Source organism: Desulfocicer niacini, assembly GCF_054657595.1.
This window is the reverse complement of the sequence record NZ_BAAHYK010000010.1, coordinates 86326-112787: the sequence shown is the minus strand read 5'-3', so window position 1 is coordinate 112787 and position 26462 is coordinate 86326. Positions and strand designations below refer to the sequence as shown.

Genomic DNA, 26462 nt, shown 5'->3' with positions numbered 1-26462 from the left:
CGAGAGGATTGGTGCCTGTAAGGCCAGTGCAGTTTTTTAAGTATATTTCCTGATTTTGAAGCATTCACCCGATGTTCTTCATAAGCACTGCAAAATCAATATGTTCACAAACTTATATTTTTAATCACTCTTCCAGCCGTATAACCTGCTTTTTAAATCATAAACAGACAATATATTAATCCGGCAACTAAGTATCTCAACTTCGTAGTGCCAATATATTTTTAAAAACAAAGCACTTATGTGACAAAAAATTTCGGGTATTTAATTGCCGGAGTAATATGCCGCTTTGTGATTCAGATCAAAGCGCATTTTGCAAAGTGTATAACATGCTGAAAATAAATCAAAATATTATTTTGATATCATCTCTTTGTCAGAATATGCGTCTATATATTCTTCGGGAAAATGGGTGCCCCGATACAGTTCAAGGGCCTGGGGCAGTATGTTCAGAAATGCCGCCACCACCTGTGAATCAAAATGGCTTCCCTGTTCTTTTTTAAGGATACTGATGGCCTTGGACAGGGGCATGGGTTTTTGGGTCAATGTTTCGTTACCATCGTATTTCGGGTAATCCCTGGGAGAGGTCAGGGCATCAAAAACATCCGCCACTGCCAGAATCTTTGACCCAAGGGGCAGTTCATCACCTTTCAAGGCTTCAGGATATCCCGCCCCATTGATTTTTTCGTGGTGGTAGGCGGCAATGAGAGGCACGGATTTAAGGTTTTCCGGAAAATGAAATTTTTCCAGGATGGTCTTTGTTTTTGCCGGGTGAATATTCATTTCAGCCCGTTCATCGGGGGTAAATGGGCCATTTTTCAGCAGGATGCTGTCCCTGATGGCAATTTTGCCGATGTCATGTAGAAGGGCGGCATACTTGATGATCTCCTGTTCTTTTTTTTCCAGGTTCATTGCCTTGGCGATGAGGAGAGCGTATTCGGTGACACGCAGTGAATGGCCAGCTGTCAAGGGGTGCCTTGCGTCCACGGTGGCTGAAAGTGTTCGAACGGAGCTTTCAAAAGAGAGTTCCAGCTCGTCCATGAGAATGGAGTTTTCAAGGGCAATGGCCACCTGGGAAATAAGTCCTTTTAACAGGCTTTCATCATCGTGGTCAAAATATCCATCATTGACCTTGTTGATGACCTGAATGATGCCGATGCGTTTGCCTGAGCGATTGTGGATGGGCATGCACAGCATGGATCTGGTTCGAAAGTTGTATTTGATGTCAAATTCCCGGTTGAAATAGGGCAGGTCCCAGGCATCTTTAACATTGATGATTTCTCCGGTCTCTGCAACTTTACCGCAGATTCCCTTTCCAAGGGGAAGGCGTATTTCTTCGACCTGTTCCGCCGCCTTGGTCCAGACCTCCTGATTTTTTTCATCAATGATATAAAGACTGGTGCGTTCGGCCTTCATAGCTTCGCTTAATTTGTGGATAATCAAAGGGAAAAGGGTATCAAAATCCAGTTCTGAATTCAGATCTTCAGATACGGCCAGGTGGGTTGATAATTTTTTATTGAGGATTTTATGCCGTTCCAGGAGACGCTTGTTTTCCGCCTGGACGTTGCCAAGAATAATGGCGGTCAGAAGCAGAAAGGATGCCCAGGCAATGATGTTTAAGAAGATGTTAAGCTGGTTTTTTTCAAAGTAAAAAGATTCCGGAGACAGGAGGAGAAAAATAACCACCCACAAAATACACAGTATGGCACCATAGAGGGTGCTTTTTTTGCCAAGATAATAAGATGCAAGCAGGATGAGAATGTAATAAAAATTCAGAAATGCCAGTTTGTAGGGAATAAAACAGTCGATAAGGATTACACTTAATAGCACGGTTAATGCAAAAATGGATTCGAAATTCTGGCTGAAATACGGTCTTTTTTTTATTGGCACTATATCGGATTCTCCCATTTTATGGTGTGGAATTGGGCCTACGTTGGTTTTGAATTGTTGGGTTTGTGTTATACACAACTTCCGAATTAATAATGCATAAATATGCCAATAACGCAAGTCAGATCTTCGCAAGTGCATTTCAAGCAATTGTAGGAGTATAACTCCTCCGGAGGTATTTGGCTTCCATGTATTTTTACAGATTTTGGGGCAAGATTTTGAATGATCAGATCGTTCATATTGTCATTGCCGAAGATCATTTTTTTGTCTGTGAGGAGATTGAACGGGTTTTACGGTATTCTGGCTATACCGTTATCGGGGAAACCTGCAATGGTGAAGACGCGGTTCAGATGGTATCGGAGTTGAAGCCGGAGGTTGCGTTGATGGATAATAAAAAGCACAACATGTACGGTCTGGAAGCGTCTTGCTGAATCAGAGAGCTGCTGTGTCCGGTTCCCATTGTTTTAAGTGCATATGAATTAGCAGATTTTGTGGAAACAGCTGGCAAGTCCGGTGTGGGGGAGGGCGTCAGCAAACCGCCCCAGTTCACAGAGAGTTATGATACCACCTAAGATAAGTAAGGGCAGAATTTCTTTCTGCCCTTACTCTGTGGCAAACCCGGTTCGTCGGGGCAGGTACTTACTACCATGTGGTTATTTTGAAATAATATCAGATTCCAGTTTGCCGGCAATTTCAAGGGCGCTGTTTAATGCGTCATTGATGGTGAATAGCTGAATTTTAAGGGTTTTTAAGGAAGCTGGGGTTGTGGAGATGGTACTGGTGCTGGATAATACCCTGGATAATTCCTTTGATTTTTCAGAAAAACCAATGAGTTTTTTACTGAACTCGTCTATTTCAGCTGCCCATTTCAGCCGCTCATCCTGGGAGAATTCAATGGGGGCATTTCCAGTGCCGTTGATCAGGTCATCAATTTGATAATCTTCTGGATTGGCTATGATTTCATACATAATTTTCTCCTTGCCCGAGGGCCTTTTTTTTAGGATAACTGTTAAGATCTCCGCTCAATAACATCACGATTTTATTAGTTTATATATCTCAAGTCAAGGCCGAATATCTGGTATTTAAATTCTCATTTTGGAATTGTCGTATCAAGAAGAAAGGCGTAATTTCTAATGGCGCAGCCCCATTTTTCAGATTTGGTCGCAATAGGGTTTTTTTGTCATAGGTGGCGGGGTTAACGAACGGGGTGAGGCGTGCGTTATTGGCATTATTATCCGGGGATAAAAAACAAAAAGGGGGACCTGGGCGTAATGCCCAGGTCCCCCTGAAAGATCAGATATCGGTTTTCCCTGAGGGTAGAATATCCGAAAACTGATACTCCTCCACCTTTTTACCAAGGCTTAGCTCAAAGTCGGTTTCACCCCATTGTTCAATGGTAAGAAACCGGGTGCCGTCATCGTCTTCGTAGCACCACTGGAGCATTTCCCTGCCCTGTTCTGCTCCGTCAGCATGGAAATGCCCGCCCCCGGTTTCTTCCAGGTAGAAAACCTCGCCTTCAAAGGGAAGGGTTTCCGGTGGCTCCTCGCCGTTTTTCAACTGGGTGATGATGCGCTGGTCAAGCTTTCGCAAAGGCACTTTGCGGCTGATGGACCAGAACATCTCATCATCGTTTTCCATTTCCAGAAAAAGGGTGTCATCGTGGCTTTGGAGCTGCCATTCATACGTGATGTCATTGTCGCCCCAGTCATAGGTGTTGACCGCCATCACCTCCCAGGTTTTCATGTCATAATCCAAGTAATACCCCTTTTTCAGGGTATCCAGGGTGAGACCGGAAAGTGGGTCAGGTCCTTTTTCGGTGCCTTTTTTTTTGAAAAAATCCATTAAGCCCATGATGCGTTTCAGAGATCAGGAGATCCCCATCCTTTTTTTAAGTTCAAGAAGACTTTCCGAAGCACTTGCCGTTTCTGCACCCCCCAGGGCCGCATCAATCTCGGAATCTATGGAGCCACCGGCATTGGCCACTTCACCATATGCCTGGGCCAGGGCCTCATCTTCTTCCACCCGGGCTTTCATTTTTTCCAGCATGCCGATGGTGGATGATGAGTCAATGTTGGCCAGCTGGGCATTGATTTTTTTGGTGGAGGATGCGGTTCTGGACCGGGCCTTTAAGGTGATGAGATCATTTTCGTAGGTGGTGATGGTGGATTTAAGTTTGTTTACCTTGGATTGCAGGTCATTGCCCCTTGTTTCGTGGGCCGTGGCTTCCTTGTCCAGTCTCTGGGCATCGGCGGCATTTTCTTCCTTTCGGTTCAGGGCTTCCGTTGCCAGACGTTCGGCCTCGGCTGGGTCCATTTGATTGCTCTGCATCTTCTGGAGAAGCAGCATGGCTTTTCTTTCATAATCAGCGGCCAGATGTTTTTTCTTTTCCGCTTCTTTTCGGGTACGAATGGCAATGCCCTTTACTTCGGCAAGGCCCTGCATGGCCATGGTAAGATCCTTTTTCAGATCCCTTATCCCCTGTTCCGTCATTTTGATGGGGTCTTCCATTTTATCCACAAGGGCATGGGCGTTGGACTCACCCACTTTAAACAGTCTTTTAAAAAATGACATGGTCTATCTCCTCAGATCACTTATCTTTTTGAGTTCAATTATTTACGATTATACGTATTCCAGAAGTTCTGCGCCATACTCGGAAAGGGCCAGGGTCAGGGCGTGAATGGAGCCTTCCAGTTCGTTGCGGTCAAGGTTTTCCAGCTGCAGGGTATCCCTGAAAATAATATATTGTTCATCTGCATCCAGTACAAATGCCCCATGGACAACTTCCCTGTTGAGCTGCAGCAGTCTTTTGTATAGTTTTTCTGTTTCTGCCGGTACCTTCATGATCACCTGTTCCAGCACCACAATGGGTGCTTCGCAGTCAATGATAAGATTCTTAATACCGTTTTCCTCATCTTCCACCACCACAAGTTCTTCTGCAGCATCTTCCTTGACGATGGAGACGGACATTTCCTGAAGGAATTCTTTGATAAGGTTGAATTTGTCTTCCATTGGGTTCTCCCTTTTTGCTTAACGATTCATATGAAAAAGCAGGTTCTGGGTACATGGTGTTTGCTTACATTTTTTAAATTTTTGCCATGGCAAGGATGGCTGCCATGGTATTTGCTGGGTACTGTGATTATTCTTTCATCAGTTGATCGAGGGTCTGTCCCAGGAAATCACCATTAAAAAATCATTGGCCTTTAAAATATGGTCCTTGTCGGGATTTGCCGTCAGGGTACTGCCCGATGAATCTTCAATGCCGATGCAGATGATATTGTTTTTTTCCTTTAGATCGCACATCACCTGGAAAAAAGATTTTCCAACAAGATAATGCGGGCATTTTACTTTGTAAAGGTCATGGCCATACCTGTTGCTCACAAGCTCACTGACCAGACGGGTGATGCCGTGGTCCAGGGCAGCCTGGACCAGAAGGTTAGTGGAAATTTCTCCGGCAACTATGATCTCATCTGCCTTTGCCAGACGGCAATGCTCCATGTTGGAGGGGTCTATGAGTTCAACACAGGTATAAAGATCGGGAAAATGGGTTTTCAGGGTCATGGTATCAAGAATGACTTTGGCATCCCTTGCATAGGTGTCCAGGCTATCGTCGGACAGCACAATGGCCGCCGATGCGGACTTTGCATTGGCCTTATCAAGGGTCTCCTTGTTCACCTGTCCTTTGATGAAAACAAGTTGATCTCCCTGCTCCAGGATCTCATTTACATCGGCAATCACCACGATGGGAATTTTACTGCACTTGGGATCTGCCTTCATTTCCAGAAGAATTGTTTTTCCCCTGAAATTCCAGCCGCAGATGATGAAATGATTCACAATATGGGTCTGCTTCATGCCTCTTTTCTCCAATAGTCTGTTTTCAATGAAAATACCGGCAAGGGTGGCGGTTACAAACCCCAGAAGGCCGATGCCGCTCAGCATGACGAGGGTGGCTACCATACGCCCCCCCGGGCTTGCCGGAGAAATATCGCCATACCCCACAGTGGTCATGGTGACTATGGACCACCACATGGCATCAAAAAAACCAAGGTTGCCTTCAAGGTAACTAAGCATGCCGCTTCCCCCCAGAAGGACAATCAGAAGGACAATAAGCGCCCGGTGCATATTGTGGCGCTGCAGCAGAGTTAAAACTTTTTTAAGGGCCATGATGACATGCAGCATTGGCAGGAATTCTCCTTGAAAATCAATGGGCCCGGTGATAAAGTATCCAGCTTGTGGAGTCCCCTTTTTGCCCCCAGAGGGATAGATTGAGCCGACCATGACTTTAAATAACTCAATTTATCAACTCTGGCTGGGGGGCGGGCCTGGATTATTGCTTTTTTTACCTGTTCAGTGCAGTACTTTATGATAAAAGACACAATAAAACAAGCCGATGTTATGATCAGCCCCAGTACGCCTGATCCCGTTGGACTGCCAAATTATAACGGCTGGCTGATGTTGTGTGATTCTGTTTTCAAAGATATGGATCATTGGGGCTTGATAACATTGAGTAAATAACTTGAAATGAGTGAGTAAAAAAGATGGAAGCAAAAACAAAAGATTTCTGGCAGGATCATTCCATAGAATACCTTGAACTGGCATTTAAACACGAATATCAGGAACGGGTTACCCATGCCGATGGCTATGGCAAACGCACCGGGGAGTGCGGGGATACGGTGGAATTTTTTATCATGGCAACGGACGGTGAGATCACTTCCATTTCCTATGATATTAATGGTTGCATTAACACCAATGCCTGTGCCAATGCAGTGATTGTCCTGGCCGATGGGAAAAAAATGGAGGAGCTGTGGAATATCACCCATGAAGATGTGTCAGACCTTTTAAAAACCCTTCCTGCCCATGAGGAGCATTGCGCCCAGCTGGCGGTGGGTGCTTTCTATCTTGCCCTGAGAGACCTTGAAAAAAAACAGGATTCTGCCGCCGGGTAACATCGCTTCCTGCCCGGATTCTTTTAAATCCATTCAATGTTGTCAAGATCATAGGTTAAGATCACCCAGGTCCCTGGAAGCAGTTGTTTTTGGATAACGGCATCCCGGGTCAGACGGATGGTGAAATCCAGATCATTGACCCGGATGGTGGCAATGATGTGCCCATGTTTTTTATCTCCCAGGAGCCGCAATATTTCTCCTTGTATTATTCCGGTGGCAGTGGATGCTTTTGTTGTGGGATTCTCCACAACATGGAGGTGCATGTGGTGGGCATCCAGCACGGCAGAGGCATTGTTGTGGGGCGGCGGGGAAACCCGTATGGGCTGATGGGTCTGGGTGGCCTGAAGTGTATGAAAAAATCCCTGGTCATCTTGGTCAAAAGGGCCAGGAATAATGTTTTTTGACCCCGCCTGAAAAAGTTTCCCCTGGCACAGCTGGAACAGGCTGTCGCAGGAACCCTGGAGCCATTCCCGGTCATGGCTGGCAATGACGATGGTGGTTCCCCAGGTTTTTCTGGCATAAAGGGCTGCCCGTCGGATCAGGGTGGCACTGTTTACATCCACACTGGCCGTGGGTTCATCCAGCAGCAGTACCCGGGGTTTTAGAATAAGCCGGGCAGCCATGGCCACACGTTGGGCTTCGCCGCCGGAGAGTTCGTAGTCCATTCGGTGGGCAAAGTCGTCAAAGGAAAGTCCCACCTCTGCCATGACAGAGCTTACCTGTTCCCGGACGTCCGGGTCTTTTACACCATGGGCCTTACCCCTTATTTTTAATCCGTGGGTGATGTTGTCATACACCGAACGCTTTAAAAGATATGGGGTCTGGGTTAAAAGGGTTACATTGAACCGCACCCCGGATGAAAAAGGAAGCTCGGGTCTTCCCAGGAATAAAATTTCCCCCCGGACCGGTGGCACGACAAATGCCAGCAGTTTTAACAGGGTGCTCTTGCCGCTGCCGTTGGGTCCCATAAGTCCGGTGATGGAGCCGGGAGAAATGGACAGCCGTGGGATATCCAGAGCGATTTTACCATTGTATGACTGGCGGATGTTATTGAGTGTGTATATGGAAGTATTGGGCATTTCTGGCTGGGCAGCCTCATCGTTTTCTTAGAAAAAATAGTGAAATATTGACGGCAAAGGCAATGGTCACCAGCACAAGACCCAGGGCAATGCCATTGGCAAACATCCCTTTGCCGGTTTCAAGGGCAATGGCCGTGGTGATGGTTCTTGTGTGCCACTTTATATTGCCCCCCACCATCATGGAGATGCCCACCTCGGTCATTACCCTGCCATAGGCCGTCACTAGAGCTGCCACAATGCCATAGCGCACCTCCCACATGCAGGTGAGCATGATGTCCTTTTTACCGGCCCCCAGGGACATCAGGGTCAGTTTCAGCTGGCTGTCAATGGTTTCCACCGCCGATGCGGTGAGGGCCGTGATGATGGGAAAGGCCAGAATGGCCTGGCCCATGGCAATGCCGGACAGAGTGAACAAAAGATTCAGATTGCCCAGGGGCCCTCGGTTTGATATCAACGCGTAAATCATAAGACCGATAAATACGGTGGGAAGAGCCAGCAGGGTATCTAAAAGGGTCCGTACGCCCCGTTTCCATTTAAAGTCAAAATATCCCAGTATAAAGCCGCAGGGCATCCCTGTCACCAGGCTGAACAGCATGGAAATGGAAGAGACTTTAACAGTGGCAGTAACTGCCGACCACGTGGCACTGTCACCGGTGGTCAGCAGTTGCAGGGCAGTGAAAAACCCTTGAATGATAAAATCCATATCCTTATTTTGCGTTGGGGATGAATAATTTTTTATCCAGGAGACGGAAATTTTTAATCAGGGTCTGGGCACTTTCTCCGGCCATCCAGTTGGAAAATTCCATGGCAAGATCATATTTTGCATTGGGGCAGTTTTCTGGGTTCAGGGTGAGGACACTGTATTGGTTAAGCAGAATAGAATCCCCTTCCACCAGAACTATAAGAGGGGCGTTTCCGCCTTTCTGGGACTGATATTTAATATAGGTGCCCCGGTCTGTCATGGTGTAGGCATTTCTTTCTTCGCATACGTTGATGGTGGCAAGCATTCCCTGGCCGGTCTGGATGTACCAGGCTTCTTTCTCAGGAAGGGCTTTACCTGTCTGTTTCCAGAGAATCCTTTCTTTTTTGTTCGTACCGGAATCATCCCCCCGGCTGGCAAAGGCGGCACCGGCATCCCGAATAACATTCAGGGATTCAGCCACGGTTTTTCCCTTGATGCCTGCCGGATCATTGGCAGGGCCGATGATGACAAAATCGTTGTACATGATTTCCCGACGGTCCTTACCAAACCCCTCTTTAATGAATTTTTTCTCGGCACCCGGCGCATGGACCAAGAGCACATCTACATCACATTTGGAACCCAGTTTCAGGGCTTTTCCAGTGCCGGTGGCCGTCCATTTCATCTCAATACCGGTTTCCGTGGTAAAATGGGGAATAAGGTAATCCAGAAGGCCGGTATTGTCAGTGCTGGTGGTGGTGGCCATCATCAGGGATTTTTCTGCGGCAAGGGCAATTCCTGTGATGGTCATCAGACAAAACATAATGGCCAGGGTGAGCGTTATTCTTTTTTTCATTTCATGACTCCTTGTAATCGTTTTCAGTGTTTCTGTTCTAATTCAGTAACTGGTTTTTTTGCCGGTGTGACAATGGCACGTGTGCCCAGGAACCATTTCACTACTTGATTTAAGTTCATTCTTGAATGGGCTAAAACAGGTAATATTTATCCCTTTCCGGGCAGTATCAAGGGGATAAATCCGGGTAATTAGGCCTTCGTAAAAAATGAACGTGTACATATCTTTTAAGCCAAAACTGCCGCTGAAGTCAATGAAGTTGAATTTTTTGGCCTGGAATGAAAAAATAAATAACTGTAAGTTACTTTGGATTACAAATTTCCACTAAAGAAAGTGAGGTGAGTTCAGTGCCTGTTTTCAGGTTCATGAGTCTGATTTTGTGGTCTGTCACAGTGGCATAGGTATAAAGCCCGTTCCGGGGACAGCAAAGGGAACCGGGGTTTAGAAAAAAAGTATTCTCAATGCTTTCCAGGGCAGCAAGATGGGTATGCCCCTGGATGACGAGGTTTGCACCGGACGGAATTGGACCCGGATGACGATGGCCATGGTGAAGAAAAATTTTCAGACCCATGAATTCAAAATTTAGTGTATTTACCTGTCCGGGATAAAAGGAGGGTTCATCACAGTTTCCCTGGACATAATACACCTGGTTTTTGATTTTTTTCAGATCATCTCTGATGTAACGGGGCTGGAAATCCGGGGAGTTCCAATGTCCATATCGGGTGTCAAAGAGGTCTCCGGCCACCACCAGGGCATCTTCTGGTTCAAGAAGGGATTTTAAGGCCATCCATGTACCGTAACTGCCATGGACATCTGCGGTGATGAGAAGTTTTGGCATGGTGTTATCGATCCTTTAAAAAAAGAGCGTGATATTCATCTTCTGAAATGTGCCTTTTTAAAAGGCGGTGGATAAGATCATAAATTTCCGACAGCTCCATGTCATTCAAGCGTGGGACAAAGTGGGACATGAAGGTGTCTTCGGAAAATTTTTGAAGATAAAACATGATGGTTTCCTCATCGGTTTTCCGGTTCATGCCAAAGGCCCCCAGGCCTTTGTAACTGTGGATGAAGTCATGGGTTTCTTTTTTCGAGGGAATATCTTTCCGGGGCGGGGGAGTTGATTTTATTTGAGACATTTTTTGGTTCCAGTTTTTTATATGAAACTCCGTCCAACGCTTTAGATCTGCAGGGCAAATGGACAGCCCACGGTCCGGGGCCGGATCGGGTGTGCGTTGGGGGCGGCATAATGCCATTTTTTTTATTCGTTGTGCGCCAATTTTCTGAATTTTGATTATATACCATAAAAATGAGAAAATTTCACTGGATAAAAGATGTACAAATTTATGGTTAAAGTGTATCCATCAACGATCCGGTTCCGGGTGTCTGGTAAAAATATAGGGCTTGCTCATTACATCGAGCGTAAATATTCGCTCAGCACCCCTTCTTTACCTGTTTGGGGTTGCTCACAGTTTTCTACGCACCCCTAAACAGGCCAATATGAAGTACTGCCCAAACATTTACATGACCAAGCCCGCCCAGGTGAAGGCCGTTTTTTGTAAGCAGATCCAGGTGGAAAATAGAAAAGAGAGGAAACAGACAAATGCAATTTCGCTATTTCAAAGCAGAGGATAATCAATTACTGCGTTATGGTATGGCACAGGCCTCCCATGGCAGCCCCAGGGGCTGTCTTTTGTTTTTGAACGGGCGGTCTGAGTTCATGGAAAAGTATGAAAAAGTGGTGGACCAGCTGGTATCCCGGGGATTTCTTGTGGTCAGCCTGGACTGGCGTGGTCAGGGCCTTTCTGTGCGGGAACTGGAAAACAGAGACAAAGGATATGTCCGTTCATTTCAATGTTATCTGGATGATCTGGCTGCTTTTTTCATGAAAGTGATCACACCGCTGGGGTTACCCGTCACGATACTTGCCCATTCCATGGGGGGGCACATTGCCCTTAGAGCCATGGCCTGCATGGGAATCCATGTGAAAAATGCCGTTTTGATTTCTCCCATGGTGGACATTGTCACAAGGCCCATTCCCCGGGTTCTTGCCGGTGTGCTGGCCCGACAGATGGTCTCATGGGGGAAAGAAGAACTGTATGTCCCGGGAAATGGGGATTATAACCCAGATAAGGTACAGTTTGAAAATAATCCCTTAACCCATGATTTGCATGGGTTCTGGCAGGAGCACCGGTGCATTGAAAAAAATCGAGACCTGGCTCTGGGAGGTGTAACCTGGGGATGGCTCAATGCCGCCTTTGAATCCATCAATACCCTGACAAAAACCGATGTGGTTCCACGGATCACGCTTAGGGTTTTACTTCTGTCCGCCGCACAGGACCAGGTGGTTTCCTGCAAAGCCCAGAAAAAATTGTGTGAACGCCTGCCCCGGGGAACCTTTGTGTCCGTTCCCCGGGCCCGGCATGAAATTCTCAACGAATCTGAAGAGGTACTGGCATTTTTCTGGAAGCAGTTTGACCGGTTTACCGCCTGACCCCGTTTGCTGGCCAATTGTGGCGCGTGGCAGATCTTATGATCAAGTCCGGAAAATGGGAATGCGCCGAGGATAATTTGCGCTGAATTTTTTTCAGGCGTTCAGGTTGGCGTGCATGATCTGGTTTCTACCAGCGGCCTTGGCTTCATACATTTTTTGATCTGCGGCTTCAATAAATTCCCGGATGGACAGGATGGCATCGGGCTGGATTGTTACTCCGCCCATACTGACAGTGATGCGTCCGTTGATTTCAGAGGAACGGTGCTCTATGGCAAGATCGTTTATATTGTCTGCAATGTGCCGGCAGATGCCGATGCTTTCCTCGCCGGAGGTAGCAGGCAGAATGGCCATGAATTCTTCACCTCCGTACCGAGCCACAAAATCACTTCCCCGGCGCAGGCTTTTTTCCAGGGTGGCCGCCACCTTTTTCAGGCACTCATCCCCCATGCCGTGACCATAGGTGTCGTTGTAATATTTAAAATGATCAATGTCGATCATCACCAAGGACAGGGGCAGGTGGGATCGAATGGCCCGGTTCCATTCCTTTTCCAGGATTTCATCAAAGCGGCGGCGGTTGGGAATTTCGGTCAGGGCATCAATGAAGGCATATTTTTCCAGAAGTTCCTGTTTTCGTTTCAGGTTCAGATGCAGTTTTACCCGGGCCTTTACCACCGGTGGGTGAAAGGGTTTGGTGATATAATCCACAGCCCCCAGGTTAAATCCACGGTTTTCATCCATGATTTCGGAAACTGCGGTTACAAAGATGATGGGGATGTCTTTGGTGGCCGGGTTTTCCTTTAAAGTGGCACACAGCTCATATCCATCCATTTCCGGCATGAGTATATCCATGAGGATGAGATCCGGTGGCGCGTCGGACAGGGCAATTTTCATGGCACGTCGGGCATTTATGGCAGCGGCGATTTTGTAGTCATCCTTGAAAAGCGCCATGAGCATTTCAATGTTTTGTCGGTTGTCATCAACAATGAGCACCTTTGATCGATTATCTTTCTGAGACATGGCTGTCCTCTTTTATTTTTAAACGATTACAAATGGTTGTTAATTTCTTCTGGGCACCGTCTATGTCGAAATTGTCCAGATCCTCCATGAGATCCGCTACCTGGGATTTATCCGGCAGGCTGTCAAGTTGCGGAAGCACAGATTCAAGCAGGGTTCCGGCACCGTCCAGGTCGTCGTCCAGTAAATCCTTGACGGTTTCAAGTGTGGTTAAAAGGCTCTCTTTTTGGCTGACGGTGAGTGCCGGGGAGGGCTTTTGCCTTGCTGGCCGGGGCGGGGCAATTTCAGTAATGGTGTGGATACCATCCATGACCCGGGTCATTTCCATGGAAAAAGCCTTCAGCATTTCTGGCTGGGTTTCAAGGATATCCCCGGAAAAAGCCCTCTCCAGATCCGCCGCCCGGGACGAGAGGGTATTTGCCCCGATGTTGGCCGCCACCCCCTTGATGGAGTGGGCCAGGCGCTTGGCAGCTTCCCTGTCATGGCTTTCAAGATATCTTAAGATCTTTTCATGGGCACTGGAAAAGTCCCGGACAAAACTGTTGAGCAGTTTCAGGTACAATGGGTGGTTATGGTTCACCCGGAACAGTCCTGTCCGGGTATCAATGCCCGGCAGATCCAGGACGGACTCAACTTCTTCCGATTTAAGTACAGGTTGCGGATGCGGATGCTCCGGGGGGGCAGGCCTCTCATTGATGAGCCATTTTGCCAATGTGTCAAAAAGAGTTTCAGGATCAATGGGTTTGGGCACATGATCGTTCATTCCCGCAGAGACACACCGTTCACGATCGCCTTTCAGGGCGTGGGCCGTCATGGCAATAATGGGAAGATCTTTAAACTGTGACTGGTTTCGAATCAGCCGGGTGGCTTCAAACCCGTCCATCACCGGCATCTGAATATCCATGAGCACGCCGTGGGGAAGGTGGGTTTCAAGAATTTCCAGAGCCTCTTTTCCATTGCCGGCAACCCTTGTTTCTATTCCCACGGTGCAGAGCCACTCCAGAGCAACTTCCTGATTGATTTCATTGTCTTCCACCAGCAGGATTTTTTTTCCCTTCAGCAGGGCATGTTTCCGCTCCGGCAGCTGCATTCTTTTTACCTCGGTGGGGTTCACCACGGCATCGTGGCGACCAAACAGCTCCATGATGGTGTCAAACAGCAATGACAGGTTCACCGGTTTGTGCAAAAACGCATCCAGAAATCTCTTTTCAGAATACTGGATCAGATCTTCCCTGCCATGGGCGGACACCATGCAGATGATGGGTACCCGTTCCAGGTTCAGGTTTGATTTTATCTGTCTGGCGGTCTCAATGCCGTTAAGGCCGGGCATTTTCCAGTCCATGAGAACCAGATCAAAGAAATTTTTTGGATCTTCCAGCAGGGCAATGGCGGCATTTCCCGAAGATGCGGTGTGGGCCTCCATCTGAAAGGAATGAATGGCAGCGGACAGGATTTCAAGGGAGGTCCGGTTATCATCCACGATGAGCACCCGAAGCCCCCTGAGATCCCGGGGGGGAATCATGGCGATCTGATTTTTATCCGGCTGGCATTCCAGCGTAACAGTGAAAGAAAATGTGCTGCCCCTGCCGGGTTGGCTGCTCACCGTAATATCTCCCCCCATGAGTCGGGCCAGTTTACGGCAGATGGCAAGACCCAGACCGGTGCCGCCGAATTTCCGGGTGGTGGACGCATCCGCCTGGGAAAAGGATTCAAACAGCTGGTTCATACGGTCTTCAGGAATGCCTATACCTGTATCAGAAACAGAAAAATCAAGGGATATACTTGTGGAAGGGGCAGAATCGGAGGTGTCATGGGGGGCCACGTGGACCACGATTTCACCTTTTTCCGTGAATTTAATGGCATTGCCCACCAGGTTGATGAGGATCTGACCCAGTCGTACCGGGTCCCCCACCAGGGCCGCCGGAGTGGATTCATCAATGTCAATGATCAGCTCCAGATCTTTTTCATAAGCCCGGTGGGCAAACAGTTCTGACAGATTGGCCATGGTTTCATGGATGGAGAAATTGGTTTTTTCCAGGCTCATGCGGCCAGCTTCAATTTTTGAAAAATCCAGAATATCATTGATCACCGAAAGCAGGGTCTGGGAGGCAATCTTGATTTTCCGAAGATATCCCTGCTGGGAGGGTGTCATATCAGTTCTGGCAACCAGATCGGTTAGCCCCATGACGGCGTTCAAAGGGGTTCTTATTTCATGGCTCATGTTGGCCAGGAATTCACTCTTGGCAAGGGAGGCCGCTTCTGCCACCTTTTTTTGTCGCTGGGCGTCTTCCTTCTCAATAGCAAGGGTGATATCTTTAATGCTTCCTTCAATGATGGGATGACCATCGCCTTTGTAGTCCTGGATATGGGCTGTTAATTCCACCCAGAACAACGATCCGTTCCTGTGCTTGGCCCGAAGGCGAAGGCTGTCCACCAGGCCGTTGGCTTGAAGTTTATTCAGAAAATCTTCCCGGTCTTTTTTATTTCCATAAATGCGGTGGATTTTATTGTCAATGCCCTGTTGAAAGTCATCAAAGGAGTTGTATCCCATCATTTTAATCATGGCGGCATTGGCGGTGAGTAATTGGCCTGCAGGGGTGGTCTGGAAGATGCCCTCCGAGGCATTGTCAAAGATACTTCTGTATTTCAGGGCCATTTCCCGGAGATTTTTCTGCTCCTTCTTCAGGGCTGATGCCATGTGATTCAAGGCATGGGCCAGGGAAGCCAGTTCTTGAAATGGAGGGATTTTCAGCTGGATATCTAGATTTCCGGCACTGATTTCTTCTGCACCGATTTTCATGGCGTTTATGGGCTTGCCTATTTTTCGTCCAAGATAGATGGACAGCAGAAATATGAGTGGAAGGGAAAAAAAGAACCCACAAAGGGATATGAATAAAAGTTTATTCTGATGCTTTAAAATGGTTTCTGCTGAGATATCGATGCCCAGTACCCCGGCTCTTGTTCCGTTGGAGGTATTAAAAGCGGCATATCCAGAAAGCCAGGTCCCCCAGTGGTCCGTATAAAATGCCGTTTCCACCACAGGCCCTGTCATGTGATCAAAATTGTTTTTTAAAAGATGGCTGGCATCGGTGTATATGGATCCCAGGGGGGCCATCTGTTCTGGATCTGTTTCTGCATCCACTATAAATTGAATTTTCCCCTTGGGGGATCTTTCCATGGTGTAAATAAAATGAATATCCGAAGAGGCCTGTTGAATTTTCTGCAAAGTGGTTTTAAATGTGGCATATGCAAAGGATCTATCGTCCTTTGATGCGACAATGTAGGCGTGGAGGTCTCCGTCAAGGCCCTTGGCCGCAATGGAAACGGTGTCTGTCAGACGGTGGACAATTTCATTCATTGCCTGTTTTGATGCGGCTTTATAACAGGTGATGGTGAAAATAATATTGACCCCCATACAGAAAATCATGAAGATCAGTGTGAGATAATGGGAAATTTTCAGCTTTCCCGGCTTTAATATTTTCATGAAGTCAAAGGGCATCTTTCACCTGATTGTTGGGAATTTCTAAGGCTCCGTTAAAAAATTAACCATCTATATGCAGGAGCTATTGCTCCACCGGGGTGTCTCCGTCAGAGACTATTTGCATAGTTTGTTTTCTATAACAGTTCCTAAGCTTTTTTTAAATTACAGAGATTAAAATCATGGATCAAGTTAAATAATGCAGTCTTCCCTGGAAATCAAGCCTTGTTTTTTTACATAGTTGACAAGTCGCTGATGAAGTGTCAATAAGAAAAAGAGAAACTGCAAATCGGTGAATTTTATGGCCGATGGGAAAACATCATACACATTGAACGAGAATAGATTGGCGATGGAATTGAACCTGAGCCATTAAAAAATAGGAGATTATAATAATTGAACAAAGAAAACACCTCCTTTGAAGATCGGTTTCGAATAGAGTCACAGGGACTGGAAGATGCCCCTGCGTCTGGAAATTCACGCTATTCACGTCGGCAAAGCCGAGGCGTGAGTACCATCAAGGTGATTGCCCTGGTGGGGGTGGTGATTGCCCTGCTGGTGGTTATGGTCATTGTTTTTAAAAATACCGGTAGTAACACCCCACAGCCCGAAAAAATCCAGGGAGACCCCATTGCCGGTAATATGGCCATGATCAATCTTCTGGAACAGCGAATGGAACGCATGGAAAGTGCCTTTGCAGGGATGCTGGAAAAAGTATCCGCAACCACCAAGGCCGGACCGGCATCGGAAGCTGATATAAATGTGTTTTCGGGCCGGGTGGATCGGGTGGAAACCGCTATGTCTGCCAAATTCAATATTATTGTGGAAAATCTCGATAAGCTGGATATCCAGATGGCAGATGCGCTCAGTCGGATAAAAACACTGGAAGCGGGCCGGGGAGGAAGCACTGTTGTTCGGGAAAAAGCACAGCCTTCAGCCACGCCGGTAAAAGCATCAGTGACACCCAGCGTATCCACCGGAAAAACAACTTCTCAAAGTTCTGCTGCCAAATCAGGTGATAAAAAGACTGCACTGAAAAAAAACAGACCTGCCACAGAAATGAAAGCTGGTTCCAGCCATGTGTATCACGTGATTCAAAAGGGAGAGACCTTTTACAGCATTAGCAGGAAATATAATACAACTGTGGAGAATCTCCATAAATTGAACCATTTTTCAAAGCAGCCCACCATTTATCCCGGAGATAAATTGATCGTAAAATAAGGACTGTCTTTAAAATTTTATATCCCGCATCGGCCTGCATTGCATGTCTTCCAGGGGTCCGATGTCGGGTTTATCCTAACAACATCGGGCACCTCACTTGAGTTCACAGTCATTCAATAGGCCGGCCGAACCTTTCGCACCGCATGGATCAAGGCCTTGACCCGGTCTGTATCCTTGCGGCCCGGAGAGCTTTCCACGCCGGAACTCACATCCACGGCCCAGGCATTGGTGGCCGATATAACCTCTGCCACATTTTCCGGGGTAATCCCCCCGGCAACGATAAGTTTCTGATTTTTGCCTGTCTCCTTTGCCATACCCCAGTCCCAGGTTTCGGCATTTCCCCCGGGAAGCGCACCTTTGCCGTACTCCACCAGGATGGCAGATGCATCCCGGTACTGATGGGCAATGTCAAGGTGGGGGACTTTGCCTCCAAACAGAGCCTTGAAAACCAAAAGCCCCTCATCTTTAAGCCTTTCCACCATTTCTGGTGTCTCATTGCCATGGAGCTGCACCGCCTTCAGGGCACATGCATTTACCTGCTCCATGATAAATGCAAAGGAGGCATCCACAAATACACCGGTGGTGATAATGCTCCGGGGCAATGCCCGGCAGATATCCCGGGCCTGAACCGTGGTGACATTGCGGGGGCTTTGGGGATAAAACACCAGGCCGATGGCATCGGCACCAAGGTCTGCACATGCCGCAGCCTCATCGGGCCTTGTGAGGCCGCATACCTTTACCAGGGTTTTCTGCTGATTATTTTCAGTGCGGGGTGTTCCCGTTGCAATCAATGCCTGGATGAATTTTTCTGTGTCCTCGGCCCGAACAATGCTTTCCCCCACCAGAAAATTAAAAATTCCGGCGTCCATACCCTTTTGAATATCGTCGGGGCCTTTAACCCCACTTGCGGATATGGGGATCTGGTCCGCTGTGAAAAAAGGCACCACCCTTGCCGCCACCGTAGTATCGGTCTCCAGGGTTTCCAGGTTCCGGTTGTTTATGCCGATGATTTTTGCATTGGCATACAGGGCGTTTTCAAGCTCCCATTCCGAATGAATTTCCACCAGGGGTTCCATGCCAAGTTCCCGGGTGAGCAGTACGTAGTCTTTCAACTGCTGCTTTGAAAGAATGGAAACAATCAGCAAAATGGCATTTGCCCCGGCGGCGGCGGCTTCATATATCTGATATTCAGAAATGGTGAAGTCTTTTCTAAGGATGGGAAGATTTGTGGCCTGACGTACCTTTATCAAGTCGTTGATACTGCCCTTGAAATAATGTTCTTCGGTGAGTATGGAAATGGCAGAGGCGCCGGCCCGGGTGTATTTTTCGGCATAGGTGCCCGGGTTAAGATCAATGCGGATATCTCCCTTGGAAGGGGATGCTTTCTTTATTTCAGCTATGATTCCTGCCTGGCCGGGTCTGCTTTTTTCCATGGAGGAAAGAAAGCTTGCGGTATGCCGTGTTTCTTCGGCATCCTTTCTCAGTGTTTTCAGGGAGCGCTGGGCCATGGCCCTGGCAATATCTTTCTTTTTTTCTGCAATGACCGTTCTTAAAAATCCCCGGGGTGCCATGTTAAGCGTTCTCCTGTGTAAATTGAATCAGTGCGCCAAGTTTTTCCATGGCTTTACCGGAATTAAGGGCATTTTTTGCCTTGTCAATGCCCTGTTGCAGATTATCCACTTCATTGGCCGCCAACAGGGCCGCCGCTGTGTTTATGAGCACAATATTTCTCTTGGGGCCCCGCTCCCCCCGGAGGATGGAAAGGATGATGGCGGCATTGGTTTTAACATCCCCGCCCTTTATTTCTTCGGGTTCGGCATAGTCCTCAAAGAATTCCAGGGGATCAATGTCATAGGTGCGGATCATGCCCTCATTTAATTCCGACACCCTTGTGGGGGCGCACACGGTGATTTCATCCATTCCGTCATGGCCGTGGACCACCAGGGCTCTTGTTGCTCCCAGTAATTTTAGTGCCTGGGCAAACATCTCCGTCAACTGGGGGGCAAACACACCTAAAAGCTGGTGCCGGGTGGCTGCCGGGTTGGTTAAGGGCCCCAGCATGTTAAAGATGCTTTTTATACCCACCTCTTTTCTGGCCTGGGCCGCATGGCGCATGGCACTGTGAAATTTTGGGGCAAAGAGAAAACCGATGCCGATGTCGTTGACAGCTTCTTCCACCACTTCAGGGTCGGTGTTGATGTTCACCCCCAGGGCTTCAAGTACATCGGCACTGCCGCACTGACTGGAAATGCTTCGATTGCCATGTTTGGCCACTGTGACGCCGCAGCCGGCCACCACAAAGGCCGTGGTGGTGGAGACATTGAAGGTGCCGGATGCATCACCCCCGGTGCCGCAGGTGTCAACCACGCGCTGGGTGGTGGTCTGGATGCGGGCGGCTTTTCTGCGCATGGCTTGGGCGGCCCCTGCCAGTTCTTCAAAGGTTTCTCCCTTGGTGGACAGGGCCGCCATGAAGGCCCCAATCTGGGCGCTGGTAATGTCCCCTGAAAAAATATCCCCCATCATGGAGGTCATGTTGTCGTTGCTTAAATTTTCGCCCCGGATAATGGTATTCAAGTGGTCGGTGAAATTCATTTTTCAGCTCCTTTTAGGTAAATATTCGGCTTGCTCATGTAAATGGTTGGACAGTGCCTCATATTCTCCTGTTTGGGGTTGCGTAGCATACTGATGCTATGTGAGCAGACCAAGACAGGTGAAGATGGGGTGCTGACCGAATATTTATTCTTTTACAAAATTTCGAATCAGTCGTTTTCCCACCACGGTCATGATGGATTCCGGATGAAACTGCACCCCGTATGTGGGGTGCTCCACATGGCGAAGGCCCATGATTTCCCCGTCACCGGTGCGGGCGGTTACCTTCAGGCAGTCGGGAAGGGTTGCTTCATCCACGGCCAGAGAGTGATAACGCATGGCGGCAAAGGGTTTTTTCAATCCCTTGAAAATCCCCTGGTCGTCACCGGTTACCATGGAGGTTTTGCCGTGCATGATGCGTTTGGCATGGATAATACGTGCCCCAAAGCAGGCGGCAATGGCCTGGTGTCCCAGGCAGACCCCCAGGATGGGCAGTTTGCCTGAAAAGGCGAGAATGACCTCCATGGAGATACCGGCATCTTCGGGTCGTCCGGGACCGGGGGAGATGACAATGGCATCGGGGTTCAGGGCCGTTAGGTCGTCAAGGCTGGCCTTGTCGTTGCGTAACACATGGACCATGGCCCCACACTGCCGGATATAATGCACCAGATTAAAGGTAAACGAGTCGTAATTGTCAATCACGGCGATCAGCATGATGTACCTCCATTGTTGCCGGTCATGGCCAGGGCCAGTGCCCGTTCCACGCTTCTGGCCTTGTTGATGCATTCCTGGTATTCTTTTTCCGGATCGGAATCTGCCACGATACCAGCCCCTGCCTGCACCGTCATTTCTCCGTCCTTGATGGTTGCCGTTCTGATGGTGATGGCAAGATCCATGTTGCCGGAAAAGGAAATGTACCCGGCAGCCCCGCCGTAAACGCCCCGGGGAAGGGGTTCAAGGTCTGATATGATCTCCATGGCCCTGATTTTGGGAGCCCCGGATAATGTTCCCGCCGGGAAGGTGGCCCGAAGCAAATCCCAGGCATCTTTTTCTTCCTCTAGCTCACAGGTGATGTTGGAGACCAGATGCATGACATGGGAGTAACGTTCCACAAACATGAGGTCCGTCACCTGTACTGTGCCGGTGTCCGCCACCCGGCCGAGATCGTTGCGGCCCAGATCCACCAACATGAGATGTTCTGCCCTCTCCTTTTCATCGTTTAAAAGCTCATCGGCCAGTGCTCTGTCCGCCTGCTCTGTTTTACCCCGATGCCGGGTGCCTGCAATGGGACGAAGGGTGGCTGTGCGGTTTTCAAGACGTACCATGGTTTCCGGGGAAGAACCTGCAATGGCCATATCTCCGAGATTCATGAAAAACATGTAGGGTGACGGGTTGATGTAACGCTGGGCCCTGTAAAGCATGACCGGGTCCACTGGGGCCGTTGAGATAAAGGGCTGGGAATACACTGCCTGGATTATGTCCCCCTCAACAATATGGTGCTTGATGGTCTCAACCCCTCTAATGTATGTGTCATGGTCGGTTTTTGACTTCAGGGCAAAGGGTGTCGTTGTTGCGTCACCGGCAACGGCGGATTTTGCCGTGGATGATTGTTCTGATTTCGCCCGGGGTCCCGGTTCCTGTATGGTGGCGATGATGTTGTTCAGACGGTCCATGGCCTCATCGTAACACTCTGTTTTGTCAGTACCATTGGTATAGCAGATGCTCAGACATGTCAAGGTGTGGTTCATGTTGTCAAAGATGATCATGGCATCGGGGATAATGAAATGGGCATAGGGTGATCCCTGGGGCAAGGTCGCTGGAATATTTTCAAAAAAAGATACCATTTCATAGGTCATGTATCCGGTGAGTCCGCTCCAGAACCGGGGCAGGGTCTTGATGTCTGCAGGTCGGTACTGTCGGGTAATCTCCTTTAAAACAGCCAGGGGATCACCGTTGTGGGGGAGTTTTTCATGGTGGTTCGTGGTGGCGATTTCAATGTCATTTTCAAAGACAGTGATGTGACACTTGGCGGAAATACCCATGAAGCTGTACCGTGCCCAGTGCTCTCCACCCTCCACACTTTCCAGCAGAAAGAGTGGTTTATCTTTCCGGTAAAATTTTTGAAGAATGGACACTGGGGTTTCCGTGTCCGCCAGGAGTTCCGCACAAAGCGGTATTACATTGCTGGTCCGGCACAGGGAATCATAGGTTTCTCTGGTGGGGTATCTGTTGAGTATCATTTTGTTTTCCAGTCCGTTTCTGTAAATATTTGGTTTGCTCATGTAAAGTAAATGTTTCGACAGTGTTGCATATTCATCCACCATACACTTTTCCGGGAAGGGTGCGGGGGGATGAAGTCCTTTGCTGTTTTTTCCATAAAAAAAGACCGGGCAATGGTGGCAGCCGCGGTCTTTGTCAAATGCATGTATGTGCGTTTACAACTTCGGCATGCCGGAATAGAGAAGAGAGCACCACCAGTGCCACCAGTGTGATTTTGTTGTCCTGGGGGTTTTATTTTTCATTGTCCGGAACGCCTTTTGGGTGTGGATGTGTTCAGGCCTGAGCCACCCCAAAGTGGCCGATGTTGTGACCAAGCCCAAGTATTCACTGGTCCTGAGATTAAATCTGGCCAGCCCCTCAAAGTGGTAAACGTCATAAACCGCTTTTTGAAACTGACACATATTGTATATCACTTCAAATACAGGTGAAAAGGAATTTTGTCAAGGGTTTTGTTTCTTTTTGTAGAAACACATTGTTTGAAATAAATTTGCTTTGAACCACAATATCTTGTAAGATTCTTGTACATTTTAAAATGTACATACATTTAGATTCCTCGTCAGTCATAAGCTCTCCAATTAACCACTACATAATGTGTTTCTTTAAAATTAAAACCAATACATGTGGTATGAAAAATGAGAATTTAGGCCTCGTGGGTAGATTCTTATCTCTGATTTTTCTGTTATTTTGGCAAGAGAATCAGAAAACTTTTTTGGTTCTGACTTATCTAGGTGAAGACGTTTCTGGGGCTTGGTCACAGCATGGGCCACTTTGGGATGGGGTCAGGCTTGTATTTTAGACAATTACCTGTGTTTCAAGAAAAACTTGAATCAAAGCGCCAATAACGCAAGCCTTACCACATTTTCGGAGGTTACCCAATGACTGAAAAACCAACATATGAAGAGTTAGAGCAAAGAGTCAGAATATTGGAGCAGGAGAAACTCCAAAGTCAGTTGCTTAAAAACACCATCGTCAGAGCGCCCAAATCACTGGCCCGTAATTCCGAATACCCGGCCCTTAATATGGAGACCACTTTAGATAATGACATTGATATATCCCGGGACGATCTAAAATCCATCATCAATGTTGAAAAGATTCAGTTGATAATGGATGAATTTTACAGCCTGACCCATATGGTGACGGCCATACTGGATCTGGAAGGTAACGTGATAGAATCCACAGGATGGCAGGATATCTGTACAAAATTTCACAGAGTCCATCCGGAAACAGCCCGGAACTGCACCCAAAGAGATCTCTTCCTGGCAAAGAATTTGAAACCTGGCCAATATGTGGATTATAAGTGTAAAAACGGATTATGGGATGTTCTCACGCCCCTTTATATTGGCGGCAGACACCTTGGAAATATATTTACAGGGCAGTTCTTTTATGATGATGACCTGGTGGATGAAACGTTGTTCATGGAACAAGCGAATTTCTACGGATTTGAAAAAGACGTATATATGGACGCATACCGCCGTATCCCAAGGTACAATCGGGAAACCATCAAACATTTGATGAATTTTTTGGTGAAATTTACGACCTATATCTCCAGAACCGGCCTTTTGAACCGGCAGCTTCAAAGGGAAATCCACCATCGAAAGAAAGCTGAGGAGAAAGTTCATATACTTAACCGGCAGTTGGAAAAGCGTGTCCACCAGCGCACCTCAGAGCTTCAGGAGACTAACAAGGAGCTTGAAGATTTTGTATACTCGGTTTCCCATGATCTGCGGGCACCCTTGCGCTCCATCAGCGGTTTTGTTGAAATCATCAAGCGCAGGCACAAATCCTCTAATTCTTTGCACGGGATATGCCCGGAAAGTCTCAGCGGAATCAGCATTGAAAACAGATATCAAAGCCTTTACTTATAAGCCCATCATTAAAGCAGATATGGCCAAAACCGTTCGAAAAGTGTTGGATGAGAATTACGGTGAAAAAAATCAGCCTATTGACAGGATAAAAAAAGAAAGTTCGCAATGACAGAAAGTCATGCCATTAAAAAGGGGGATGCAAAACGTATTTCCATGGATTCCATAATGAGCTTGTATGGGGCGCTATATGTTGTTTTGTTTGCAGGCAATTTTCGTTTACCCTTTGATTGTTTGTTGACGCCATCCTTTATGTTTGTTTTGATATTTATTCAATTGCTTGAGCTGTGATAGGTAATTTAGTCGTTTATAGTCTTATGAGGTGGGAAATGTCAATTCAATCCCGTTTTAAGAGGCGCTTTGGGAACAAAATAGAAAATTAAAGCGCGAGAACACATGAGTTGTTTTACCACCAATGACCCAGAAGATGTTGTGATAATGGATTTAGCCCGGCAAAGGTGGATACCTGCAGCCCGGGGATGTATAAAAATAACAATAGATTGAGAGTGATATGATTTTAATATTTCCCCCCGTGGGAAAACCCTGTGAACCCCCGGCCGGTGTGGCCCTGCTTGCTGGTGCATTGAAACAGAACGGTTTTGACTGTACGGCCATTGATGCCAATATCGGCGGGCTGTTGTGGCTTGCCGGAAATGGTCAATCCCCTCCTGATGACTCCTGGACCCGCCGGGCTGTTTCTCATTTGGATGATAATCTGGCGGATCTCAAAACTCCGGCTCTCTATGCCAATCGGGACCGCTACCGCCAGCGGGTGATGGATGTAAACCGGGTGATACAGGTCCGGTGCGCCCCCCGGTTCAAGATCTCGTTGTCGGATTATGGAGATGAGAGGCTCTCTCCGGTGAAGATTGCCGATCTTTGGACCGCTGCCAGAACTTTTAGTGACAATCCTTTTTATGGTTATTTCAGGGAAGTTTTGGCACCGGCAATTGAAAACAATGATGATTCCTTCGTGGGGCTTTCTATTTGTTACCTTAGTCAGGCGCTCACCGGTTTTGCCCTGGCCGGATGGATCAAGGCACGCTTTCCCGGCAAAAAAATTGTGGTGGGCGGAGGGCTTATCTCCTCCTGGATGAGTGCGCCTTCATGGAAAAATCCCTTTTATCCTCTAATGGATATCATGGTCCGGGGCAGGGGAGAGGCTGCGGTGGTTACCCTCATGAAAGGAAAATCAATCAAAGGGGAGTTGATCTCAATCCAGCGGGTGGTGCCGGATTTTGATTTCTGCAACTGGGATGATTATATTGCCCCGGGTGCCATTATTCCCTATCGAACGGCCACGGGATGCTACTGGCGAAAATGTAAATTTTGTCCGGAAACCGTGGAGGGTGCTAGCTATCAGCCCCAGAAAAACAGCGATCTGCTGGCGGATCTTAGGCAATTCCAGGAGCGGGTTAATCCGGCCCATGTCCACTTCCTGGATGATGCTGTGAGTCCCTCTTTTCTAAAAGCTCTTGCGGCTGATCCCCAACCCTTCACCTGGTATGGCTTTGTGCGGTTTACACGGGAGCTTGCCGATCCCGATTTTTGCCAAGCGCTTTACCGGTCTGGGTGCCGCATGCTGAAATTGGGTCTTGAGTCCGGAGATCAAAATGTTCTGGATAAGATGAACAAGGGTACCCGCCTGGAAACGGCCACCCGCGTTCTTGCTGCCCTTAAAAAAGCGGGGATTTCAACTTATGTGTATTTGCTGTTCGGCACCGCCTTTGAAGATGAAGCCGCCGCCGACAGAACCCTAAATTATGTGGCGGACAATAGTGGAAACATAAGTTTTTTAAATCTTGCCATCTTTAACCTTCCCCGTTTCAGCCCGGAGGTGCCCATGCTTGATACCCGACCCTTCTATGATGGGGATCTCTCATTGTATTTAAGTTTCAACCATCCCCGAGGGTGGAATCGGCGGCAGATCCGCTTTTTCCTGGACAGAAAATTTAAAAAACATCCGGCCATTGCCCCCATCTTAAGGAATGATCCGCCTTTTTTCACTTCCAACCATGCCATGTTTCTCCCCTCCCCATTATATGCCAATACAAAAACTTGATCATCGGGTCTAATCTCGGGAAAAATTTTGCGG

23 protein-coding genes are annotated in these 26462 nt (G+C 47.8%); 6 read left to right on the top strand and 17 right to left on the bottom strand.

From position 1 onward, the window contains the following. Positions 1-348: 348 nt before the first annotated feature. Positions 349-1884: an HD domain-containing phosphohydrolase gene (locus ACYQ2M_RS07310; protein WP_459915673.1), complete on the bottom strand. Its 1536-nt coding sequence runs from the start codon at positions 1882-1884 to the stop codon at positions 349-351. 215 nt (positions 1885-2099) lie between these two features. Here ACYQ2M_RS07310 and ACYQ2M_RS07305 point away from each other — a divergent pair, with 215 nt between their 5' ends. After that, positions 2100-2312, top strand: a complete 213-nt coding sequence (locus ACYQ2M_RS07305; RefSeq protein ID WP_459915672.1) for a response regulator — start codon at positions 2100-2102, stop codon at positions 2310-2312. A gap of 222 nt (positions 2313-2534) precedes the next feature. Here the strand turns inward: ACYQ2M_RS07305 and ACYQ2M_RS07300 are convergent, their stop codons facing one another. The 5 genes from ACYQ2M_RS07300 to ACYQ2M_RS07280 form a co-directional block, all read right to left on the bottom strand. After that, a complete protein-coding gene (locus tag ACYQ2M_RS07300) occupies positions 2535-2849 on the bottom strand; it encodes a hypothetical protein (RefSeq protein WP_459915671.1) in 315 nt (104 codons plus the stop codon). Positions 2850-3174: 325 nt separating this feature from the next. Next, positions 3175-3723 (bottom strand): DUF4178 domain-containing protein, encoded by a 549-nt coding sequence (locus tag ACYQ2M_RS07295; RefSeq protein WP_459915670.1) that lies wholly within the window; start codon positions 3721-3723, stop codon positions 3175-3177. Between the two features lie 24 nt (positions 3724-3747). After that, the gene (locus ACYQ2M_RS07290) at positions 3748-4452 is read right to left on the bottom strand and encodes a PspA/IM30 family protein (RefSeq protein ID WP_459915669.1); all 705 of its coding nucleotides are present in this window, start codon (positions 4450-4452) and stop codon (positions 3748-3750) included. 48 nt (positions 4453-4500) lie between these two features. Continuing rightward, positions 4501-4890: a YbjN domain-containing protein gene (locus ACYQ2M_RS07285; RefSeq protein WP_459915668.1), complete on the bottom strand. Its 390-nt coding sequence runs from the start codon at positions 4888-4890 to the stop codon at positions 4501-4503. 138 nt (positions 4891-5028) lie between these two features. Next, entirely contained in the window at positions 5029-6057 is a 1029-nt protein-coding gene (locus ACYQ2M_RS07280; RefSeq protein ID WP_459915667.1) for a potassium channel family protein, read from the bottom strand. A gap of 359 nt (positions 6058-6416) precedes the next feature. Between ACYQ2M_RS07280 and ACYQ2M_RS07275 the strand changes: the two genes are divergently transcribed. Then, positions 6417-6824: an iron-sulfur cluster assembly scaffold protein gene (locus tag ACYQ2M_RS07275; protein WP_459915666.1), complete on the top strand. Its 408-nt coding sequence runs from the start codon at positions 6417-6419 to the stop codon at positions 6822-6824. A gap of 23 nt (positions 6825-6847) precedes the next feature. On the opposite strand, the gene ACYQ2M_RS07270 is transcribed toward ACYQ2M_RS07275, so the two are convergent. The 5 genes from ACYQ2M_RS07270 to ACYQ2M_RS07250 all read right to left on the bottom strand — a co-directional run bounded on the left by ACYQ2M_RS07270 (position 6848) and on the right by ACYQ2M_RS07250 (position 10571). After that, positions 6848-7903, bottom strand: coding sequence for an energy-coupling factor ABC transporter ATP-binding protein (locus tag ACYQ2M_RS07270; RefSeq protein ID WP_459915665.1), 1056 nt, complete (start codon positions 7901-7903; stop codon positions 6848-6850). 16 nt (positions 7904-7919) lie between these two features. Beyond that, on the bottom strand, positions 7920-8606 hold the full coding sequence (locus ACYQ2M_RS07265) for an ABC transporter permease (RefSeq protein ID WP_459915664.1): 687 nt from the start codon (positions 8604-8606) through the stop codon (positions 7920-7922). Between the two features lie 4 nt (positions 8607-8610). Further along, entirely contained in the window at positions 8611-9438 is an 828-nt protein-coding gene (locus ACYQ2M_RS07260; protein WP_459915663.1) for an ABC transporter substrate-binding protein, read from the bottom strand. A 298-nt stretch (positions 9439-9736) separates the two neighbouring features. Next, positions 9737-10273 carry a YfcE family phosphodiesterase gene (locus ACYQ2M_RS07255; protein WP_459915662.1) on the bottom strand — a complete coding sequence of 179 codons (537 nt, stop codon included), beginning with the start codon at positions 10271-10273 and terminating at the stop codon, positions 9737-9739. A gap of 4 nt (positions 10274-10277) precedes the next feature. Then, positions 10278-10571: a cytoplasmic protein gene (locus ACYQ2M_RS07250; RefSeq protein WP_459915661.1), complete on the bottom strand. Its 294-nt coding sequence runs from the start codon at positions 10569-10571 to the stop codon at positions 10278-10280. Between the two features lie 464 nt (positions 10572-11035). Between ACYQ2M_RS07250 and ACYQ2M_RS07245 the strand changes: the two genes are divergently transcribed. Beyond that, positions 11036-11926, top strand: a complete 891-nt coding sequence (locus ACYQ2M_RS07245; protein ID WP_459915660.1) for an alpha/beta fold hydrolase — start codon at positions 11036-11038, stop codon at positions 11924-11926. Positions 11927-12019: 93 nt separating this feature from the next. Here the strand turns inward: ACYQ2M_RS07245 and ACYQ2M_RS07240 are convergent, their stop codons facing one another. Both ACYQ2M_RS07240 and ACYQ2M_RS07235 read right to left on the bottom strand, forming a co-directional pair. Beyond that, on the bottom strand, positions 12020-12943 hold the full coding sequence (locus ACYQ2M_RS07240) for a GGDEF domain-containing response regulator (RefSeq protein ID WP_459915659.1): 924 nt from the start codon (positions 12941-12943) through the stop codon (positions 12020-12022). Further along, complete coding sequence (locus ACYQ2M_RS07235) at positions 12927-16439, bottom strand: response regulator (RefSeq protein ID WP_459915658.1); 3513 nt, start codon at positions 16437-16439, stop codon at positions 12927-12929. Before ACYQ2M_RS07235 ends, ACYQ2M_RS07240 begins: the two co-directional genes overlap by 17 nt. A gap of 372 nt (positions 16440-16811) precedes the next feature. On the opposite strand from ACYQ2M_RS07235, the gene ACYQ2M_RS07230 reads away from it, so the two are divergent. Beyond that, positions 16812-17636 (top strand): LysM peptidoglycan-binding domain-containing protein, encoded by an 825-nt coding sequence (locus tag ACYQ2M_RS07230; protein ID WP_459915657.1) that lies wholly within the window; start codon positions 16812-16814, stop codon positions 17634-17636. 113 nt (positions 17637-17749) lie between these two features. On the opposite strand, the gene trpCF is transcribed toward ACYQ2M_RS07230, so the two are convergent. The 4 genes from trpCF to ACYQ2M_RS07210 form a co-directional block, all read right to left on the bottom strand. Next, on the bottom strand, positions 17750-19207 hold the full coding sequence (gene trpCF / locus ACYQ2M_RS07225; RefSeq protein ID WP_459915656.1) for a bifunctional indole-3-glycerol-phosphate synthase TrpC/phosphoribosylanthranilate isomerase TrpF: 1458 nt from the start codon (positions 19205-19207) through the stop codon (positions 17750-17752). A 1-nt stretch (position 19208) separates the two neighbouring features. Then, positions 19209-20228, bottom strand: a complete 1020-nt coding sequence (gene trpD, locus ACYQ2M_RS07220) for an anthranilate phosphoribosyltransferase (protein ID WP_459915655.1) — start codon at positions 20226-20228, stop codon at positions 19209-19211. A 144-nt stretch (positions 20229-20372) separates the two neighbouring features. After that, complete coding sequence (locus tag ACYQ2M_RS07215; RefSeq protein ID WP_459915654.1) at positions 20373-20939, bottom strand: anthranilate synthase component II; 567 nt, start codon at positions 20937-20939, stop codon at positions 20373-20375. Then, positions 20933-22465 (bottom strand): anthranilate synthase component I family protein, encoded by a 1533-nt coding sequence (locus ACYQ2M_RS07210; protein ID WP_459915653.1) that lies wholly within the window; start codon positions 22463-22465, stop codon positions 20933-20935. Before ACYQ2M_RS07210 ends, ACYQ2M_RS07215 begins: the two co-directional genes overlap by 7 nt. Before the next feature lie 915 nt (positions 22466-23380). Between ACYQ2M_RS07210 and ACYQ2M_RS07205 the strand changes: the two genes are divergently transcribed. After that, the gene (locus tag ACYQ2M_RS07205; protein ID WP_459915652.1) at positions 23381-24370 is read left to right on the top strand and encodes a PocR ligand-binding domain-containing protein; all 990 of its coding nucleotides are present in this window, start codon (positions 23381-23383) and stop codon (positions 24368-24370) included. Between the two features lie 508 nt (positions 24371-24878). Beyond that, a complete protein-coding gene (locus tag ACYQ2M_RS07200; protein WP_459915651.1) occupies positions 24879-26429 on the top strand; it encodes a B12-binding domain-containing radical SAM protein in 1551 nt (516 codons plus the stop codon). Positions 26430-26462 lie beyond the last annotated feature (33 nt).

Excerpts from the sequence above, each read along its gene's own strand:
- ACYQ2M_RS07300 (WP_459915671.1), bottom strand. The coding sequence starts at position 2,849 with ATGTATGAAATCATAGCCAATCCAGAAGATTATCAAATTGATGACCTG.
- ACYQ2M_RS07295 (WP_459915670.1), bottom strand. The coding sequence starts at position 3,723 with ATGGATTTTTTCAAAAAAAAAGGCACCGAAAAAGGACCTGACCCACTT.
- ACYQ2M_RS07290 (WP_459915669.1), bottom strand. The coding sequence starts at position 4,452 with ATGTCATTTTTTAAAAGACTGTTTAAAGTGGGTGAGTCCAACGCCCAT.
- ACYQ2M_RS07285 (WP_459915668.1), bottom strand. The coding sequence starts at position 4,890 with ATGGAAGACAAATTCAACCTTATCAAAGAATTCCTTCAGGAAATGTCC.
- ACYQ2M_RS07280 (WP_459915667.1), bottom strand. The coding sequence starts at position 6,057 with ATGCTGCATGTCATCATGGCCCTTAAAAAAGTTTTAACTCTGCTGCAG.
- ACYQ2M_RS07275 (WP_459915666.1), top strand. The coding sequence starts at position 6,417 with ATGGAAGCAAAAACAAAAGATTTCTGGCAGGATCATTCCATAGAATAC.
- ACYQ2M_RS07270 (WP_459915665.1), bottom strand. The coding sequence starts at position 7,903 with ATGCCCAATACTTCCATATACACACTCAATAACATCCGCCAGTCATAC.
- ACYQ2M_RS07265 (WP_459915664.1), bottom strand. The coding sequence starts at position 8,606 with ATGGATTTTATCATTCAAGGGTTTTTCACTGCCCTGCAACTGCTGACC.
- ACYQ2M_RS07260 (WP_459915663.1), bottom strand. The coding sequence starts at position 9,438 with ATGAAAAAAAGAATAACGCTCACCCTGGCCATTATGTTTTGTCTGATG.
- ACYQ2M_RS07255 (WP_459915662.1), bottom strand. The coding sequence starts at position 10,273 with ATGCCAAAACTTCTCATCACCGCAGATGTCCATGGCAGTTACGGTACA.
- ACYQ2M_RS07250 (WP_459915661.1), bottom strand. The coding sequence starts at position 10,571 with ATGTCTCAAATAAAATCAACTCCCCCGCCCCGGAAAGATATTCCCTCG.
- ACYQ2M_RS07245 (WP_459915660.1), top strand. The coding sequence starts at position 11,036 with ATGCAATTTCGCTATTTCAAAGCAGAGGATAATCAATTACTGCGTTAT.
- ACYQ2M_RS07240 (WP_459915659.1), bottom strand. The coding sequence starts at position 12,943 with ATGTCTCAGAAAGATAATCGATCAAAGGTGCTCATTGTTGATGACAAC.
- ACYQ2M_RS07235 (WP_459915658.1), bottom strand. The coding sequence starts at position 16,439 with ATGCCCTTTGACTTCATGAAAATATTAAAGCCGGGAAAGCTGAAAATT.
- trpCF (WP_459915656.1), bottom strand. The coding sequence starts at position 19,207 with ATGGCACCCCGGGGATTTTTAAGAACGGTCATTGCAGAAAAAAAGAAA.
- trpD (WP_459915655.1), bottom strand. The coding sequence starts at position 20,228 with ATGAATTTCACCGACCACTTGAATACCATTATCCGGGGCGAAAATTTA.
- ACYQ2M_RS07215 (WP_459915654.1), bottom strand. The coding sequence starts at position 20,939 with ATGCTGATCGCCGTGATTGACAATTACGACTCGTTTACCTTTAATCTG.
- ACYQ2M_RS07210 (WP_459915653.1), bottom strand. The coding sequence starts at position 22,465 with ATGATACTCAACAGATACCCCACCAGAGAAACCTATGATTCCCTGTGC.
- ACYQ2M_RS07205 (WP_459915652.1), top strand. The coding sequence starts at position 23,381 with ATGACTGAAAAACCAACATATGAAGAGTTAGAGCAAAGAGTCAGAATA.
- ACYQ2M_RS07200 (WP_459915651.1), top strand. The coding sequence starts at position 24,879 with ATGATTTTAATATTTCCCCCCGTGGGAAAACCCTGTGAACCCCCGGCC.